At 66.0% G+C, this 17130-nt stretch carries 21 protein-coding genes; 12 read left to right on the top strand and 9 right to left on the bottom strand.

Annotated features, from left to right (window positions below):
- Window position 1 precedes the first annotated feature (1 nt).
- Window positions 2–508 carry an NUDIX hydrolase gene (locus ACQKQA_RS06505; protein WP_427554689.1) on the top strand — a complete coding sequence of 169 codons (507 nt, stop codon included), beginning with the start codon at window positions 2–4 and terminating at the stop codon, window positions 506–508.
- Here the strand turns inward: ACQKQA_RS06505 and ACQKQA_RS06500 are convergent.
- Window positions 505–1413, bottom strand: coding sequence for a LysR family transcriptional regulator (locus tag ACQKQA_RS06500; protein ID WP_427554687.1), 909 nt, complete (start codon window positions 1411–1413; stop codon window positions 505–507). The genes ACQKQA_RS06505 and ACQKQA_RS06500 overlap by 4 nt on opposite strands.
- A gap of 100 nt (window positions 1414–1513) precedes the next feature.
- Here ACQKQA_RS06500 and ACQKQA_RS06495 point away from each other — a divergent pair, with 100 nt between their 5' ends.
- Window positions 1514–2749: an aspartate aminotransferase family protein gene (locus tag ACQKQA_RS06495; RefSeq protein WP_427554686.1), complete on the top strand. Its 1236-nt coding sequence runs from the start codon at window positions 1514–1516 to the stop codon at window positions 2747–2749.
- Between the two features lie 107 nt (window positions 2750–2856).
- Here ACQKQA_RS06495 and ACQKQA_RS06490 read toward each other — a convergent pair whose 3' ends face one another.
- A complete protein-coding gene (locus ACQKQA_RS06490) occupies window positions 2857–3396 on the bottom strand; it encodes a DUF4174 domain-containing protein (protein ID WP_427554684.1) in 540 nt (179 codons plus the stop codon).
- Window positions 3397–3546: 150 nt separating this feature from the next.
- On the opposite strand from ACQKQA_RS06490, the gene ACQKQA_RS06485 reads away from it, so the two are divergent.
- Window positions 3547–3852 carry a hypothetical protein gene (locus ACQKQA_RS06485; protein WP_427554682.1) on the top strand — a complete coding sequence of 102 codons (306 nt, stop codon included), beginning with the start codon at window positions 3547–3549 and terminating at the stop codon, window positions 3850–3852.
- Between the two features lie 47 nt (window positions 3853–3899).
- Window positions 3900–4769, top strand: a complete 870-nt coding sequence (locus tag ACQKQA_RS06480; RefSeq protein ID WP_427554680.1) for an isocitrate lyase/PEP mutase family protein — start codon at window positions 3900–3902, stop codon at window positions 4767–4769.
- A gap of 93 nt (window positions 4770–4862) precedes the next feature.
- Here the strand turns inward: ACQKQA_RS06480 and ACQKQA_RS06475 are convergent, their stop codons facing one another.
- Together ACQKQA_RS06475 and ACQKQA_RS06470 are read right to left on the bottom strand one after the other, a co-directional pair.
- Complete coding sequence (locus tag ACQKQA_RS06475) at window positions 4863–5258, bottom strand: response regulator (RefSeq protein WP_427554678.1); 396 nt, start codon at window positions 5256–5258, stop codon at window positions 4863–4865.
- Between the two features lie 111 nt (window positions 5259–5369).
- The gene (locus ACQKQA_RS06470; protein ID WP_427554676.1) at window positions 5370–5777 is read right to left on the bottom strand and encodes a hypothetical protein; all 408 of its coding nucleotides are present in this window, start codon (window positions 5775–5777) and stop codon (window positions 5370–5372) included.
- A gap of 276 nt (window positions 5778–6053) precedes the next feature.
- On the opposite strand from ACQKQA_RS06470, the gene ppnN reads away from it, so the two are divergent.
- Both ppnN and ACQKQA_RS06460 read left to right on the top strand, forming a co-directional pair.
- The gene (gene ppnN, locus ACQKQA_RS06465) at window positions 6054–7427 is read left to right on the top strand and encodes a nucleotide 5'-monophosphate nucleosidase PpnN (RefSeq protein WP_427554674.1); all 1374 of its coding nucleotides are present in this window, start codon (window positions 6054–6056) and stop codon (window positions 7425–7427) included.
- Window positions 7428–7598: 171 nt separating this feature from the next.
- Entirely contained in the window at window positions 7599–7916 is a 318-nt protein-coding gene (locus tag ACQKQA_RS06460) for a DUF2388 domain-containing protein (RefSeq protein ID WP_427554672.1), read from the top strand.
- Here ACQKQA_RS06460 and ACQKQA_RS06455 read toward each other — a convergent pair.
- Window positions 7885–8526, bottom strand: coding sequence for an NAD(P)H-dependent oxidoreductase (locus ACQKQA_RS06455; protein ID WP_427554670.1), 642 nt, complete (start codon window positions 8524–8526; stop codon window positions 7885–7887). The genes ACQKQA_RS06460 and ACQKQA_RS06455 overlap by 32 nt on opposite strands.
- Before the next feature lie 93 nt (window positions 8527–8619).
- Here ACQKQA_RS06455 and ACQKQA_RS06450 point away from each other — a divergent pair, with 93 nt between their 5' ends.
- Window positions 8620–9246: a TetR/AcrR family transcriptional regulator gene (locus tag ACQKQA_RS06450; protein ID WP_427554668.1), complete on the top strand. Its 627-nt coding sequence runs from the start codon at window positions 8620–8622 to the stop codon at window positions 9244–9246.
- Window positions 9247–9300: 54 nt separating this feature from the next.
- Here the strand turns inward: ACQKQA_RS06450 and ACQKQA_RS06445 are convergent, their stop codons facing one another.
- Entirely contained in the window at window positions 9301–10260 is a 960-nt protein-coding gene (locus tag ACQKQA_RS06445) for an AraC family transcriptional regulator ligand-binding domain-containing protein (RefSeq protein WP_427554727.1), read from the bottom strand.
- Between the two features lie 69 nt (window positions 10261–10329).
- Between ACQKQA_RS06445 and ACQKQA_RS06440 the strand changes: the two genes are divergently transcribed.
- The 5 genes from ACQKQA_RS06440 (at window position 10330) to ACQKQA_RS06420 (ending at window position 13559) form a co-directional block, all read left to right on the top strand.
- A complete protein-coding gene (locus ACQKQA_RS06440) occupies window positions 10330–11226 on the top strand; it encodes a sterol desaturase family protein (RefSeq protein WP_427554666.1) in 897 nt (298 codons plus the stop codon).
- Window positions 11227–11471: 245 nt separating this feature from the next.
- Window positions 11472–12191, top strand: coding sequence for a phosphatidylcholine synthase (pcsA, locus tag ACQKQA_RS06435; RefSeq protein ID WP_427554664.1), 720 nt, complete (start codon window positions 11472–11474; stop codon window positions 12189–12191).
- Between the two features lie 44 nt (window positions 12192–12235).
- Entirely contained in the window at window positions 12236–12601 is a 366-nt protein-coding gene (locus ACQKQA_RS06430; protein WP_427554662.1) for a DUF2784 domain-containing protein, read from the top strand.
- Window positions 12602–12715: 114 nt separating this feature from the next.
- Window positions 12716–13114 carry a hypothetical protein gene (locus tag ACQKQA_RS06425; protein ID WP_427554660.1) on the top strand — a complete coding sequence of 133 codons (399 nt, stop codon included), beginning with the start codon at window positions 12716–12718 and terminating at the stop codon, window positions 13112–13114.
- 19 nt (window positions 13115–13133) lie between these two features.
- Window positions 13134–13559: a GNAT family N-acetyltransferase gene (locus ACQKQA_RS06420; protein ID WP_427554658.1), complete on the top strand. Its 426-nt coding sequence runs from the start codon at window positions 13134–13136 to the stop codon at window positions 13557–13559.
- Window positions 13560–13637: 78 nt separating this feature from the next.
- On the opposite strand, the gene ACQKQA_RS06415 is transcribed toward ACQKQA_RS06420, so the two are convergent.
- From ACQKQA_RS06415 to ACQKQA_RS06405, 3 genes are all read right to left on the bottom strand, one after another.
- Window positions 13638–14048 (bottom strand): hypothetical protein, encoded by a 411-nt coding sequence (locus ACQKQA_RS06415; protein WP_427554656.1) that lies wholly within the window; start codon window positions 14046–14048, stop codon window positions 13638–13640.
- Between the two features lie 93 nt (window positions 14049–14141).
- Window positions 14142–14981, bottom strand: coding sequence for an AraC family transcriptional regulator (locus tag ACQKQA_RS06410; protein WP_427554654.1), 840 nt, complete (start codon window positions 14979–14981; stop codon window positions 14142–14144).
- Between the two features lie 142 nt (window positions 14982–15123).
- Complete coding sequence (locus ACQKQA_RS06405) at window positions 15124–17112, bottom strand: peptidase U32 family protein (RefSeq protein ID WP_427554652.1); 1989 nt, start codon at window positions 17110–17112, stop codon at window positions 15124–15126.
- Between the last annotated feature and the right edge of the window lie 18 nt (window positions 17113–17130).

Raw genomic sequence — 17130 nt, 5'->3', positions numbered from 1 at the left:
CATGAGTTCTGTCGCCAACAGCCAGTGCCTGCTGGAAACCCCCTACTTCAAAGTGGTCCGCGAGCAGGGTTACTTCATCATCAAGGAAGCCCAGGCGGTGAACGGCGTGGTGGCCATACCGACCCTGGCCGATGGCCGGCTGATGCTGGTTGACCTCAAGCGTCGGGCCATAGGAAGCCAGTCCATCGAGTTTCCCCGAGGAGCCATCGATACCGGGGAAAGCGCCGCTGACGCTGCCGCCCGCGAACTGCTGGAGGAAACCGGCTGGCAGGCCTCGGCCGTGCGCGAACTGGGGCTGCTGCACAGCAACACCTCGCTGATCGCCAGTGCGGTGGCGGTGTGTCAGGTGCAGATCGCCGAGCAGCAGGCCGCTGCCACCGATGGCGAAGTGGACAAGCTGTTGTGGGTCAGTCGCCAGGAATTGCTGGCAATGATTGCCGCCGGAAAAATCACTGACGGCCATACCCTGTCGGCGGCGATGATGCTGCTGGCCAGCGAGTCGGCCTAGGCCGTCCGCCCCCATTTTTCCAGGGCGAACTCGACGAAACTGTGCAGCTTGGGCAGGCGGTAGCGGTCCTGGGCGTAGAGCAGGTGCATCGCCCGCCAAGGCAACTGATAGTCCTGCAGCAAAGGCACCAGCCGGCCTTGCTGCAGGTCCTCCTCCACCAGGGCGTCGGGCATCATCACCACCCCCAGGCCGCCCCGCGCCGCACGGTGCAGGCCGGACGAGGTGTTGGTCAGCAGCGAGCCGGACACCGGAATCAGCACATCGCCCTCAGGCCCGTGCAAGGGCCACTGGGTGGCGGTGGAGCTCCATTCGTCACCGGCCGGATAGGCGAACGCCAGGCAGTTGTGGTGCTGCAGGTCCTCCGGCACCCGCGGCGTGCCGTAGCGCTCCAGGTATTCGGGCGCGGCGCAGATGGTCAGGGTGTAGTCCTCCAGGGGCCGGGCGATCAGCGACGGGCTGTCCAGGTTGCCCAGGCGAAAGGCCACATCGAAGGCTCCATCGATCAGGTCGAAGCGCTGGTTGGCCAGCGTCAGTTCCACCTTGACCTGGGGGCAACGCTGCCGGAACTCGCTCAGGGCCGGCGCCAGGCGCTCGGTGCCGAAGGTCAGCGGCGCGGTGATGCGCAGGGTGCCGGACGGCTCGCCCTGGACCTGTTCGGCCATGCGCTCGGAATCCGCCACCAGCCCCAGCACCGCCAGGCAGCGCTGGTAATACTCGGCGCCGAACTCGGTCAGGTGCTGGCGTCTTGTAGTTCGGTTAAGCAGGCTGACCCCCAGGCGCTGCTCCAGGGCCCGCAGGTGATTGCCGACCATGGTGGTGGACAGGCCGCACTCCCGGGCGGCGGCGGTCATGTTCCCTGCCTCCACCACCTTCACGTACACCGACATCGCCTGGAATAGATCCATTATCAACCCTGACTTGAAGATGATTAAAGAATTGACGAGTTTATCTAGCTCGGGTGGCTAACGATACTGCCAGCACACCCCCTGGATGGAGTTACCCGCCATGACCGCCGCCTGCCTGATGAGTACCTATCAACCCCTGCCGCTGAGCTTCACCCGCGGCCTGGGCACCCGCCTCTGGGACCAGGCCGGCCGCGAATACCTGGATGCGGTGGCCGGCGTGGCGGTGACCGGCCTCGGTCACTCCCATCCGCGGCTGGTCAGCGTGATCCGCGAACAGGCCGGCCTGCTGCTGCACACCTCCAATCTCTACGGCATCGACTGGCAACAGCAACTGGCGCAGCGGCTGACTCGCCTGGCCGGCATGGAGCGGGCGTTCTTCAACAACTCCGGCGCCGAAGCCAACGAGACCGCGTTGAAGCTGGCCCGGCTGCACGGCTGGCACAAAGGCATCGAGCAACCGCTGGTGCTGGTCATGGACAACGCGTTCCACGGCCGGACCCTGGGCACCCTGGCGGCCAGCGACGGGCCGGCGGTACGCCTGGGCCTCGGTGCACTGCCGGGTGATTTCCTCAAGCTGCCCTTCGGCGACCTGGCCGCCCTGGAGCGGGCCGCGCAAACCCACGGCCCACGTATCGCCGCGGTGCTGATGGAGCCGATCCAGGGGGAAAGCGGTATCCGCGTGGCCCCGCCCGGCTACCTGAAGGCCGTGCGCGACCTGTGCAGCCGGCGCAACTGGCTGCTGATGCTCGACGAGATCCAGACCGGCATCGGCCGCACCGGCCAGTGGTTCGCCTGCCAGCACGAAGGCGTGGTCCCGGACGTGATGACCCTGGCCAAGGGCCTGGGCAACGGCATCCCCATCGGTGCCTGCCTGGCCCGGGGCCAGGCCGCGCAACTGTTCACCCCGGGCAGCCACGGCAGCACCTTCGGCGGCAACCCGCTGGCCTGCCGGGTGGCCTGTACCGTGCTGGAAATCATCGAGGAACAGGACCTGCTGGCCAACGCCAGGCGCCAGGGCGAACAGCTGCTGCAACGCCTGAAAGTGGAGTTGGCCGATCACCCGCAAGTCCTGCAAGTGCGTGGCCTGGGGCTGATGATCGGCATCGAGCTGAAAGCCCCGCAGCGCGAACTGGCCCTGGCGGCGGCGCGGGATCACGGGCTGCTGATCAACGTCACCCGGGGCACCACCATCCGCCTGCTGCCGCCGCTGATCATCGACGAACGCGAGGTGGAGATGATCGTTCGCGGGGTCTGCCGGACGCTGCAAGGCGCCGCGGCCAATGAGGCAAAGGCGGCCGCTGGGGCGAATGCTGCAGGCGTGCTGGCGGTGTCGTGAGGGGATGCCTGGCCATCAGGCCAGGTCGGTAAAACGCGATCGCGAGCAATCGAGCCTCGACCGGCAACTCCTGCCGAGGGCGGGGTTGCTCGCGATGCCTGGGAGGGTCAGTCGTCCAGCGGCTTTGGTGGCGCGGCGGGCTTGCCCGCTTTGGCGGCCTTGCCGGCATGGGCCGCCTTGACTTCCGCGACCGGTGCAGGCGTCGGCACGGCGGCTTCCTTTTCCGCGGCCGGCAGCTGGTCGATGGCGCCAAAGACTTCCTTGAGCTCGATGGCCCCGGAATGCTCGAGCTTCTTCTCGCCGTCCTTGCCCACCAGGATCACCTTGGTCTGCGCCCCGGCGCCGAGTTTCAGGCTACGGATCAGGGCCATGGTCGATTGGGGGTCCAGGTCCTTGCCGTCACGTTGACCGATGGTGTTGATCACCGTGTAGAGCACCATGTTGCGTTCGGTAAAAGCCTGGCGGTTGGCCGGCTCGTCGAGGGACTTCTTCAATGCCACCAGCGTCGGGTCCACGGTGCTGGGAGCGATGACGATCAGCGGGCGCGCCTTGCCTTGATCCTGAGCCAGAGGGCCTTCGTTGTCGGCCGCCAATGCGGGGCCGGCGACTGCGAGCAACGTTGCGAGGGTCAATGACCGAATGAACATGCGTCTCTCCTTTGGGTATTCACGCACTAATGATTGCGCATCAGGGCAAAAGGTCCAGAGCCGGACTCAAATTCTGACATTTAATCGAGCCGTTCCCCGGCTCCGTGGCGGCGCGACCAGCGCCTGGCCAGCCCGATTCTGGTACCAGCGATGACCGCCAGCCTGATGGCCGACCAGGAGCGAACCACACTGTTCGGCATGATCGACCGGCGCCGGCGCCCATGCCAACCGGCATGGCCTATGCCGTTCTGGCATGGCGCCATACGAATTCGTCATCATTTTCGCCGCGGCGGCGTGGTAGCCTTCATCCCGGCCATAAGAAGACCGCCCGCCTGGCTTTTCGACCCGGTGCGGCGTCACCCGCCGTTTCATACCTGCTTGCTTCATCTTCATCTGCCCAGGTTCTCGCAGCGAACTTCCTATACAGGTTCGCTGGACGACCGATCGCATTTTTGACTCGACGCTATCGTCGGCATCTCTTTTACCTCCTTCCGGGAGTTCGTATGTCCAGGCTGTCTCATCAAGATTTACGCCGTAGTTTCCGCGAATTGATCGCTTCAGACTCCTGCTTTCACACCGCCTCCGTCTTCGACCCGATGTCGGCGCGGATCGCCGCCGACCTGGGGTTCGAAGTGGGCATTCTCGGCGGCTCCGTCGCCTCGCTGCAGGTGCTGGCCGCGCCTGACTTCGCCCTGATCACCCTGAGCGAGTTCGCCGAGCAGGCCACGCGCATCGGCCGCGTCGCCCAGCTGCCGGTGATCGCCGACGCCGACCACGGCTATGGCAACGCCCTCAACGTGATGCGCACCGTGGTCGAGCTGGAGCGCGCCGGCGTCGCCGCCCTGACCATCGAAGACACCCTGCTGCCGGCCCAGTTCGGGCGCAAGTCCACCGACCTGATCACGGTCGCCGAAGGCGTGGGCAAGATCCGCGCGGCGCTGGAGGCCCGGGTCGACCCGGAACTGGCGATCATCGCCCGGACCAATGCGGCGATCCTGCCGATCCAGGAAATCATCAGCCGCACCCAGCAGTACGAGCGCGCCGGCGCCGACGCCATCTGCATGGTCGGGGTCAAGGATTTCGAGCAACTGGAGCAGATTTCCGAGCACCTGACCGTGCCGCTGATGCTGGTGACCTACGGCAACCCGGCACTGCGCGACGACGCGCGGCTGGCCCAGCTGGGCGCGAAGATCATCGTCGACGGCCACGCGGCGTACTTCGCGGCGATCAAGGCCACCTACGACTGCCTGCGCGAACAGCGGCAGATCTTCACCCAGGCCTCGGACCTCAGCGCCACCGAGCTGGCCCACACCTACACCCAGCCCGAGGACTACATCGTCTGGGCCAAAGAGTTCATGAGCGTCAAGGAGTGAGCCGCTAGCTCAACCTCCCCACTTGCGATCACCGAGGACCTCGCGTCCAAGGTGGTCGAAAGCCACCGGCCTCACCGCGGCCGCCCCCTCCCCTTACCCGTTCAACGCATCGTCGACGCTGTCGAGGAGCTGCCCGATGGTCCAGGGCTTGCGGATGAACGACACCGGATAGCGGATGCCGGAACTCTGCGGCGTCTCATACCCCGACATCACCAGCACCGGCATGCCCGGCCAGCGCTCGCGCACCCGGTTGGCCAGGCCCGCGCCGTTCAAGGTGCCAGGCATGGTGATATCGGTCAGCAGCAGGCGCACCTGCTCCGGATGGCGGTCGAGGAACACCAGCGCCTCATCCGCCGTGGGCAGGGCCTGGGTGGCGAAACCCTCGTCCTGCAGGATCTCGCAGAGAAATTCGCGGATCGTCGGTTCGTCCTCCACCACCAGAATCAGGCGGCAAGGCAGGCCGGGGTTCCCGGACAAGGTGAGGCTCATGGCGATGACACTCCCTGGCAACATGAAAGACCGGCGCCGAGGCGCCATTTGCAGTTATGAGCGACGCCGGACGGATAAATTCACTCGGCCTGCCGAGGTGCCCGCCCGCCGCTAACCCTGACCGACATCGATCACCCTGACCTCCATCTTTCCCGAGTTGTTGTGGTAGAAACCGGGCACGTCGTTGGCGCAGAACTGCAGGCGCCCCGGCGGCAGGTCCGACCAGACCTGGCCGCCCCTCCCGAGCAGGCGCCAGGGCGACGTGCCCGCCGGGCCTTCAGTGCGCACCAGCAGCGCCATCCAGTCCGCCTCGGGCAGACGCCTGGCCCAACCGAGCCCCTCGCGGATCCCGCCCGGGTGCGCCACGCCCTCGGGCCCGGTCGGCGGATCGCTGGCATCGGCCCAGAAGCCGTCCACCAGGAAGCGGTAGCGATGCCCGGCCTCGATCTCGAACTCGCTGGGGACACAAGACTGATCCGCCGGCACCTCGATAAGACGATCCTGCGCAGGAAGATTCATGATTGCCTCCATTCGATGCTGCTGGCCAGGTCCGCCTGGCGCCGCCCTGTGGGTAACTGGGCTGAGCATAGTCAAGGGCAACGCCGGCCGCCCTGGCTTCGGACCAGCCGTCGCGAGCCTGTAACCACGTGCACGCACGCTGCTTTCCGGCGGCCCCATTTGCCTTTACGCCACGAAGCCTAGGAGAATGTTTTTCCCGGCATCCCGTAACGCCGCCCACTATTCTCACGCCATGGGCCCGCATGGGCCGGTGGTCCCGCTTTCAAGGAATCCAGAATGCAGCCAAGACAAGTCATCAATGCTTCGGTCAGCCCCAAAGGCAGCCTGGAGACTTTGTCCCAACGCGAAGTACAGCAACTCAGCGAAGCCGGTTCCGGCAGCATCTACACCCTGTTCCGCCAGTGCGCCCTGGCCATCCTCAACACCGGCGCCCACGTCGATAACGCCAAGACCATCCTCGACGCCTACAAGGATTTCGAAGTCCGCATCCACCAGCAGGACCGCGGCGTGCGCCTGGAGCTGCTGAACGCCCCGGCCGATGCCTTCGTCGACGGCGAAATGATCGCCAGCACCCGGGAAATGCTGTTCAGCGCCCTGCGCGACATCGTCTACACCGAAAGCGAGTTGGCCAGCCAGCGCATCGACCTGGAAAGCTCCCAGGGCATCACCGACTACGTTTTCCACCTGCTGCGCAACGCTCGCACCCTGCGCCCGGGCGTGGAACCGAAGATGGTGGTGTGCTGGGGCGGCCACTCCATCAGCACCGAGGAATACCAGTACACCAAGAAGGTCGGCCACGAGCTGGGCCTGCGCAAGCTGGACGTCTGCACCGGTTGCGGCCCGGGCGTGATGAAAGGCCCGATGAAAGGCGCGACCATCGCCCATGCCAAGCAGCGCATGAGCGGCAGCCGTTACCTGGGCCTGACCGAACCGGGGATCATCGCCGCCGAGGCGCCGAACCCGATCGTCAACGAACTGGTGATCCTGCCGGACATCGAGAAACGCCTGGAAGCCTTCGTCCGCGTCGGCCACGGCATCATCATCTTCCCGGGCGGCGCCGGCACCGCCGAGGAGTTCCTGTACCTGCTGGGCATCCTCATGCACCCGGACAACCGCGACCTGCCGTTCCCGGTGATCCTCACCGGGCCGAAAAGCGCCGCGCCCTACCTGGAACAGCTGCACGCCTTCGTCGGCGCGACCCTGGGCGAGACCGCCCACAGCCTCTACCAGATCATCATCGACAACCCGGCCGAAGTCGCCCGGCAGATGACCCAGGGGCTCAAGGAGGTCAAGCAGTTCCGCCGCGAACGCAACGACGCCTTCCACTTCAACTGGCTGCTGAAAATCGACGAAGGCTTCCAGCGTCCGTTCGACCCGACCCACGCCAACATGGCCAGCCTGCAGCTGAACCACGGGCTGCCGCCCCATGAGCTGGCGGCCAACCTGCGGCGCGCCTTCTCCGGCATCGTCGCCGGCAACGTCAAGGACAAGGGCATCCGCCTGATCGAGAAAAACGGCCCGTACGAAATCCACGGCGACGCGAAAATCATGCAGCCGCTGGATCAGTTGCTCAAAGCCTTCGTCCACCAGCACCGGATGAAACTGCCGGGCGGCGCGGCCTATGTGCCGTGCTACCGGGTGGTGAGCTGATCGCCCGATAAACAGCCCCCCCCCGGCGCAATGCCGGGGGAGCCGATACGCAACGCCAGTCGAGGCTAGCCATCTGCGGCGCCGAACTGCCGGGGAACTCCCAGGCAGCGCCGTGCATCTAGAACTATGTGGTATTTCCTTTGTGCTTCACGCTGCCGGAGGACGCCCCCCATGCGCCGTCTATTACTCGTTTCCTCATTGCTGCTCTGCCTGCCCGCCGGCTCGGCCCTGGCCCGTATCGATGCGGGTGACGTCGCCACCTCGGCGGGGATTTCCGCCTCGCTGTACTCCACCTTCAAGGATGACAAAAGGGTGATTCCCGCCCGCGACGACGCCTCCAGCTTCATCGCCAGCGGTGGCGCCATCCGTGGCGTCTACCTGGAGTCGCTGCTGCAGAGAATTCGCCAGGAAAACCCCGGCCTCAATGCCAGCGACGAAGACCTGGCCCGGGCGATCCTCACGCAACAGGCGCCGCCTGCCGGTCGCTAGCAGGCTGGGCCGCCTCGATGGCTCCCGGGCAGGTGAACAGATCGCGGCCGAGCGCCCGGGCCGTGCGCAGGTGCGGTTCCGGGTCCTGGCTTTCCGCGTCCGGCAACAGCGACGAGCTCAGCACCCGCGCGCCGCAATAGTCGAAGATCCCGTGGTCGATCTGGGTTTTCATCGCCGCCGCATAACCGTGACGCTCGTAGGTGCCGGCATCGGCCCCGGCAACCCCAAGCAGATGCACCCGCAGGCGCCCGAGCTGCTTCTCCATGCGGTTGGCTTCAAGGTTGAAGTCGAAGGCCCAGCCGTTGGCGAACACCCGGTCGATCCAGCCCTTGAGCAGCGCCGGGAACGACCACCAGTACACCGGATAGACCAGCACCAGCGCATCGGCGCGATCGATGCGCGCCTGCTCGGCCAGCACGTCGGCCGGGGGCGGCACTTGCCGGCGATGGACGGCGTGATCGGCGGCGTTGAAACAGGGGTCGAACGCCTCGGCGAACAGATCGGCGATCTCGAACGTATGGGACGGCCCCAGCCCCTCGGCGACTTGCTTCGCCAGGCTGTGGCTGAGGGAACGGGGATCATGGTGGGCGACAACGATCAGCGCATGCATGGCAAAACCTCCGGCACATGGATTGAGGGCCGCAACCGGGCCCGATATACTTTTAGTAAGTTACGAACAGTAAGTTACTTTTGGTATATAAGCATGTCAAGCAACCCATCCGAGGCCTCCCCCCCGCGCCGGCGCCTGTCCCGGGAAGAGCGTCTGCAACAACTGCTGGAAGTGGCCTGGCAACTGATCGGCGCGGAAGGCACCGAGGCCCTGACCCTGGGTCGACTCGCCGAGCAGGCCGGGGTGACCAAGCCGGTGGTCTATGACCATTTCGTCACCCGCGCCGGGCTGCTGGCGGCGTTGTACCAGGACTTCGACGCGCGCCAGACGCAGTTGCTGGACGCCGCCCTGGAACGCAGCGAAGCGACCCTGGCCAGCCGCGCGGCGGTCATCGCCACGGCTTATGTCGACTGCGTGCTGACCCAGGGCCGCGAGATCCCGGGGGTGATCGCCGCCCTGACCAGCTCGCCGGAACTGGCGAAGATCAAAGAGGAATACGAACGGCTCTTCCTCGACAAATGCCGCAACGCCCTCGCCCCCTTCGCGGCGCCGAGAATCATCGCGGCGGCCGGATTGCGGGCGATGCTGGGGGCGGCCGAAGCCTTGTCCAATGCCGCGGCCACGGGCGAAATCAGCCCTGAGCAGGCCCGCGATGAATTGTTCGAAACCCTGGTCGCCATGGTCGAGCGCAGCGCCCGGCGCCCCGTCGCGCCGGCCTGATCCGCCCTGGCCCGCTTGCGCTGGATTCCCCTTGGGAACCCGGCGCCATGGGGCTCACGGCCGCTGCCAACGTTTGCGCGCATGCAGGTACGCGGCGAGATCGCCATACCCCAACTGGCTCGCCACCTGGGCCCGGCTCTCGCCGAGAAACTCCAGTTGCTGCTCCAGCTCGGCGCGGACCTGATCGAGCAACTGGCGAAAGGTCAGGCCCTGCTCTTCCAGGCGCCGGCGCAGGGTGCGCGGGCTCTGGTACAGCGCCTCGGCCTGGTTCTCCAGGCTCGGCACCACGCCCCGCGCCAGACTGTCGCGCATGCTGGCCGCCACCTTGCCGCTCCAGCCGCTCAGTTGCAGGCGTTGGGCCAGGCGGCGGTCCAACTCGCTGCGCAACAATTCCTCCATGCCGGCGTGACGGGTCAGCAGCGGCAGGCGCAGGGTGGCCGGGTCGTAGTACAGGCAATTGCGCGGGCAATCGAATTCGAGGTGGTCGCCGAACCACGGGCGGTATTCGCTGTGGTAGGCCGGTCGCGGATGGCTGAAGCAGGCGCGCACTGGCCGCACCGTCTGCCCGGTGCCCTGGCGCATCTGGGTCAGGGCCATGACGCCGTAATGCTCCACCACGTAGCGGGTCAGCCGGACGGGGGCGTCGATATGCAGTTCGACGCCAAGCAGATCGCCGTCGCCGACCAGCCTGAGGCTGTCCATGTCCGAGGCCAGCCCGGCGTAGTCGGCCCAGCACTGGATGGCGCCACGCACGTCCGCGCAGTACAGGCAGATATAGGCCAGGACGTGCAGGTCCTGCGGGGTGAACTCGGCGAACAGGTGCAGGCCGATGGCCGGATCGCGCTGCGCCGCCAGTCGCCACAGCTGTTCCAGCTCCAGCAGGTTGTAATCCTGACGGTCGTCGCGGCTCTGCTTCTGCAGGACCCGCTCCAGCACCCGGCCGAGTTGGCCCCGGTGAAAACGGCGTAGCGACGGATTGGCCTCTTCGCCAGTGTTTTTGTCCAGTTCGCGCATAGGGTCGGGGCGGCTCATGGTTTCTTATGGTCTGGCCAATGCCTTTGTCGGGCCTGACTCGAGATTGCCATGAATACAACCCTGCTCGCCAACAATCCCATCCTGGTCGTGGCCGGGATATTTCTCGGTTTCATCCTGCTGGAAATCGCCTGTGCCAGCTTTCGCCAACCCCGGGGCCAGCGCCGCGACGGGCTGATCGAAATCATCGGCTCGTCGCTGCTGCTGGGGGTGACCTTTCCCCTGGTGATGTTCCTCTGCACCTTGCTGCTCGACCGCCTGACGCCTTCGTTGAAGAACAGCCTGGGCGAGCTGCACTGGGTGGCGGGCGCGGCGCTGTTCTTGCTATTCGACGACATGACCCAGTACTGGTGGCATCGCCTGACCCACCGCCTGCCGTTCCTCTATGCCCTGCACCGCGCGCACCATTCGGCGCCGTACATGAGCATCCGTATCGTCTACCGCAACAACAGCTTCTACTACCTGCTGATGCCGGGCATCTGGTTCTCCGGCGTCCTGATCTACCTGGGCCTGGCGCCGGTCTACTACGGCTACCTGATCGTCAAGATGACGGTGATCTTCGCCGCCCACAGCAGCGTTGCCTGGGACGACCGGCTCTACCGCATTCGCGCCCTGCGGCCGCTGATGTGGCTGCTGGAACGCCTGATCTCGACCCCTGCCACCCACTCCGCGCACCACGGCCTGAACGCCCATGACGGGGTGACCCACTACAAGGGCAATTTCGGCAACCTGCTGTTCTTCTGGGACGTGCTGTTCGGCACCGCGAAAATCACCCGCCGCCGACCGACGGCCTACGGCATCGAGGACCTGCGCCCCATCAGCTGGCAGCAGGAACTGTTCTGGCCACTGGTGCGTTCGCCCCGGCCCGCGGCCCGCCCGCAAGCTCGGCAGGCGCACGACCCGGACCGCCTATTGCCCGAGCCAGCGCCCGGCCCGACCAGCCCCTGAACCCATTCGTTCTCACCGACGCCCGCCTTCGCCGAACAATGGCTAAAGTTTAGGAAACCGTCGCGGACCGGGGCGCCATGAGGCACCCCGATCAGCCCGCCAACGGCCCGACCAAGACACCGGCAGCGGGTGAACCTTATCGCCGCCTGCCCGGTCGATAGATGCAATCTGGCCAGGTTTGGCGATAGGCCCCGCGGTTGCGCTCGGGGCGTCGAGCGGCTGGTCTCATTGCCCGGAGAACGCCCGTGATAACGACCCGACAGATCGCCAGTCTCAAAGCCTGGGGCGCCCATGGTTTCACCGCCAGCGGCGTGGTCACGGCCCTGCTCGCCACCCTGGCGCTGTTCGACAACCAGCCCAAGGCCTGCCTGCTGTGGCTGGGGGTGGCGCTGATCGTCGACGGGGTGGACGGCTCGCTGGCGCGCAAGGTCAATGTGCAGTCGGTGCTGCCGCAGTTCGACGGCTCGGTGCTGGACCTGGTGATCGACTACCTGACCTATGTGTTCATCCCGGCGCTGTTCATCTACCGCTATATCCCGTTGCCGGCGTACAGCGCGCTGCTGGCGACCTCGGTGATCCTGGTGTCGTCGCTGTTCTGCTTCTGCAACGTCGACATGAAGAGCAAGGACAATTATTTCGTCGGTTTCCCCGCTGCCTGGAACGTGGTGGCCCTGGCGCTGTACATCATCGCCCCGACACCCTGGCTGACCCTGCTGAGCATCGGGGCCCTGGCACTGCTGACCCTGACCCGGATGAAATTCCTGCATCCCTTCCGCGTGCGCCGCTTCATGCCGGTGAACATCGCGGTGACCGCCATCTGGCTGCTGTGCAGCCTGTCGCTGGTGATCAACCATCCCTACAATGGCGCCTGGGTGATGGGCCTGTGGCTGGCGATGTCAGCGTACTTCCTGGGAATCTGCATCTGGCGCACCGCGCTGGGCCGGTCCGGCCGCTCACGCCACTGAACCACTACCGGGGCACGATGCCCCTGGCCGCCACGAGACTCGACATGCTCTACCGCCTCACCGCCGACACCCTGGTCCTGCTGCACCTGAGCTTTATCCTGTTTGCCCTGCTTGGCGGCCTGCTGGTCCTGCGCTGGCCGCGCCTGGCCTGGCTGCACCTGCCCGCCGCGGCCTGGGGGGTCACGGTCGAAGTCTTCCACCTGGCCTGCCCGCTGACCCGTTGGGAAAACCTCATGCGCCAGCGTGCCGGCCAGCAGGGTTACGACGACGGTTTCATCGAGCACTACCTGATCCCGCTGATCTATCCCGCCGGGCTGACGCCGCAGATCCAGCTGGGCCTGGGCGCGCTGGTGCTGCTGATCAACCTCCTGGTCTATGGGCGTCTGTGGCGCCGCCGTCGGCTGGCGTGAAAAAATCCGCGGCGCGGCGGCCAATTGCCGCGCCACGTCCTGCTCCGGCTGTGTATATTTCCAGGCAACCCCATGCGCCACGGCGATCCGCGATCGCTTCGAGTGGAGTCATAGATGCCCGATTTCCAGATCCGCCAGCCCTGCCCGCCCGGCGCCTGCAACTGCGAGCGCGAACACCTGCTGGAGACACCTGGCACGGACCTGCGCATCCTCGGCCTGACCCGCCAGGAGGAAAAGCGCCTGCTCGACCGGCTGGAAAACCTGCAAAGCCTGAGCGACCTGGAACACATGCAGCGGCGCATGTACGAACTGCTGGGCATCCGCGTGCAGATCACCCCCAGCTTCAACGAAGTACGCAGCATGCGTGGCATCGCCATCCAGATCGACGAGTTGCCGGGGCTGTGCCGCAAGACCCGGCAATCGATCCCCACCGCCATCCGCCGCGGCCTGGAGAAGAACCCGGAAATCGCCTACCGTCTGCTCGACGCCCACGACCTGTTGCGCGACGCCTGAACTGGAGAAACCTGCCGTTATGGACAACCCCGTGATCGTCATCGGCGATGTGCTCGACAGCGCCTTCGAAACCCTGCTCGGCAAGGGCCTGGCCGCCTTCAACGAGCAACTGGCCGGCTACAACGACCGGCAGCCCCTGGCGGTCGAACTCAAGGACCCGGCAACCGGCCAGGTGCTGGGCGGCATCAGCGGGCGCACCTCCCTGGGCGTGCTGTTCATCGACCTGTTCTACCTGCCGGAACACCTGCGCGGTTCGGGCCTGGGCGCCCGCCTGCTGGCTGCCTGCGAGAACGAAGGCCGGCGCCGCGGCTGCCGCTCGGCGGTGCTCTACACCCTGAGTTTCCAGGCGCCGCAGTTCTACGAGAAACACGGCTGGCAACGCTTCGGCGAAATTCCCTGCGACCCCGCCGGCAGCAGCCGGATCTTCATGCGCAAAGCCCTGTAGGCGCGAGCGGGCGGCGATCCGACTTGCCCGCGATGGCCGCGCCGCGCAATGGCTGATTCACCGCGATGACGCCGTGCGTCACCAGTTCTGGCTGTTGACCCGCTGATGGCTCAACAAACGCTCGACCATGGCCACGGCGCCTTCCCTGGAGGCGCAGTGCAGCAAGGGGTAGCCCCAGAACTTGCGATAGGTGTCGGCGAAGGCTTCGACCCGGGTCTGGGTCGCGCCGTCCGGAGCGATCACGATACTGGCCTTGATCCAACGGCGGATCGCCTCCTTGTTGCGCTTCATCCACAACGACGCCTGCTTGAGGCTGGCCTGGGCCTCCTCGCCCGCTGCCGTAGGTTCGCCGGGCGCATCGGTGGTGACCAGCACGAAGGGCTGTCGGCGTTGCAACAGCTGGTCCAGCTGGCTGAAGGGATCGGCCTGGCCGGCCGCGTCGCGGTAGTGCATCCAGACCAGGGGGAACTGACTAGGGTCGATGTTCATAAGGCTTCCTCAACAAGAGACAAACAAGAATGTCTATCATCCGCAAAGGAAAAGCTGTCCGCATCAGTCAACCTGGACAACCCATTGACCGATTCAGCCAAATGCAGGATCAGCGTCCTCAGTTGGCGAATGGCCGCCCAACAACATCCTGCGCTCGGCGAGAAAACGCGCCGGCGGCTGGCCCAGGGCTTTCTTGAACATGCGAATAAAGGCGCTGGCGCTTTCATACCCCAGGCCCAACGCCACCTGCTCCACCGATTCGCCCCGGACCAGGCGCTCGAGCCCCAGCAAGATGTGCAACTGGCGTTGCCACTGGCCGAAGCTCAAGCCGGTCTCGGCCAGGATCAGCCGGCTCAGGTTGCGTTCGCTCATGCCGATCTGCTCGCCCCAGCCGCCCAGGCTGCGCCGCGCGGCAGGCTGCTCGATGATCGAGGCGGCCATGCTGCGCAACTGCGGGTGCCGGGGCATGGGCAGGTGGATCTGCTCCAGGGGCGCGGCGGCCAGCTCGTCCAAGACCACCGCCATCAGCCGCCCCTGCGGACCGTCGAGGTCATAGAGTTCAGGCATCGCCACGCAGCGCTTGAGCAGCTCCTGCAACAGCGGCGAAACCGCCAGGGTGCAACAGGCCTCGGGCAGGCCGCGAACCTGCTCGGGCTCGACGAACAGGCAATAGCCCTCGGTGTGTTCCAGGCCCTGCACGCTGTGCCGCACATCCCCGGGAATCCACACCGCGCACTGCGGCGGCGCCATCCACAGGCCCTCGTCGGTCTCGCAGGTGATCACCCCGGCCAGGGGGAACAGCAGCTGCGCCTTGCGATGGCTGTGCCACGGCCGCTCCCAGCGCGTGGCCTGGGGGGAAATTCGCAGCGCATAGAGCGGCCGGGGCACTTCGTCCGGGTCCTGGGGCTGGCTTTGGTTGTGCAGTACCGGCATGTCGACGCCTGTGGCAGAGGGGCGCAAGCCCGGGAATGGGAACCCGGGATTCTGCTGGCTGGGGAAGGATTGGCCAAGGGCCGATAGCAGGATTGAAACGGACCGACGAGCGCGGCGCCTTGGCACCGCGCTCGCCCGTCACTCAGTGCGGAGCGCGCGGGATGGTCTTGAGCAGGTCTTCGGGGCTGATGTGGCCGACCACGCTGCCCGGTTGCGGCATGTTGAGGATGTGGCCTTTCATCTTGCCGATGATGTGCATCTCGCACGGCTTGCAGTCGAACTTCAGGGTCAGCACCTCGTCGCCGTGAATCAGCTGCATCGGCGCGACCTTGGTGCGCACGCCGGTGACGCCCTTGGCCTGTTTCGGGCAGAGGTTGAAGGAGAAACGCAGGCAGTGCTTGGTGATCATCACCGGCACTTCGCCCGCTTCTTCATGGGCCTCGTAGGCGGCGTCGATCAGCTTGACCCCATGGCGGTGGTAGAAGTCGCGGGCCTTCTGGTTGTAGACGTTGGCCAGGAACGACAGGTGCGATTCCGGGTACACCGGCGGCGGCGTGGTTTCGGCCTTGCGCCCGCCCCGTGGGTGCGCGGCGACCCGGGCCTGGGTCAGCGCCTCGATGGCGTCGCGGCGCAGGGCCTTGAGCTGCGAGTTGGGGATGAAATACGCCTGCGGCGCATCCAGCTTGACGCCGGTGGCGTGGTACTGGGTGGTGCCCAGCTGGCCCAGCAGGTCCTGCAATTGCTCCAGGGCCTGTTCCGGCTTGTTGGCCACACCGAACGGACCGTCCAAGGCGACGCTGGCGCTGATGCCCTCCTCGCTGGTGGCGGTCAGTTCCAGGCGCTCTTCGCGCAGGCGCGCGACCCAGCCCAGGCCGACGCGGCGCTCGGCGGAGGTCTTCTGCAAAGCCTGCTGCCAGTTGTGGTCCAGGTTGCGGCTCAGCGGATGGTTCGGCCGCAGCTTGTACATGCCTTCCGGCATTTCGTTGGGCTCGACGCGGTAGCGGTAGCGCTTTTCGCCTTCTTCTTCGAACTCGCCTTTCGGCTCGGCGATGTTGGCGCGGAAGCCCACCACTTCGCGCTTGACCAGCACGTTGAGGCCGTCGCCGTTGGACAGCGGCTCATGGGTCACCACTTGCATGTCGCGCTTGCCGACCTTCTCCACCACGCCCACCGGCAGGCCGGTGAAGGTCGGCGAGTCGAAGGCGCCGATGTCGATCTTGCGATCGGTGACGAAATAATCGGTGCTGCCGCGGTGGAAGGTTTTCTCCGGATCGGGCACGAAGAAATGCGCAGTACGGCCGCTGGAGGCGCGGGCCAGATCCGGGCGGTCTTCGAGCACGGCGTCCAGGCGCTGGCGGTAGTAGGCGGTGATGTTCTTCACATAGCCCATGTCCTTGTAGCGCCCTTCGATCTTGAACGAGCGCACGCCGGCCTCCACCAGGGCGCGGATGTTGGCGCTCTGGTTGTTGTCCTTCATCGACAGCAGGTGTTTCTCGTAGGCGATCACCCCGCCCTTTTCGTCTTTCAGGGTGTACGGCAGGCGGCAGGCCTGGGAGCAGTCGCCGCGGTTGGCGCTGCGGCCGGTCTGCGCATGGGAGATGTTGCACTGGCCGGAGAAGGCCACGCACAGCGCGCCATGGATGAAGAACTCGATCGCCGCGTCGGTCTCGTCGGCGATGGCGCGGATTTCCTGGAGGTTCAGCTCGCGGGCCAAAACCAGCTGCGAGAAACCGGCCTGGTCGAGGAACTTGGCCCGGGCCAGGGTGCGGATATCGGTCTGGGTGCTGGCGTGCAGCTCGATCGGCGGAATGTCCAGCTCCATCACGCCCAGGTCCTGGACGATCAGCGCGTCGACGCCGGCGTCGTACAACTGGTGGATCAGCTTGCGCGCCGGCTCCAGTTCGTTGTCGTGGAGGATGGTGTTGAGGGTGGTGAAGATCCGCGCGTGGTAGCGCCGGGCGAACTCCACCAGCTCGGCGATTTCGCTCACCTCGTTGCAGGCGTTGTGGCGCGCGCCGAAGCTCGGGCCGCCGATGTACACGGCGTCGGCGCCATGCAGGATGGCCTCGCGGGCGATGGCCACATCGCGGGCAGGGCTGAGCAATTCCAGGTGATGCTTGGGCAAGGACATATTTTTTTAGTCAGGCTT

The sequence above is a fragment of the Pseudomonas sp. NPDC089530 genome (assembly GCF_050280705.1).
In the GTDB taxonomy this organism is placed as follows: Bacteria; Pseudomonadota; Gammaproteobacteria; order Pseudomonadales; family Pseudomonadaceae; genus Aquipseudomonas.
This window is presented reverse-complemented; position numbering and strand designations above follow the sequence as displayed.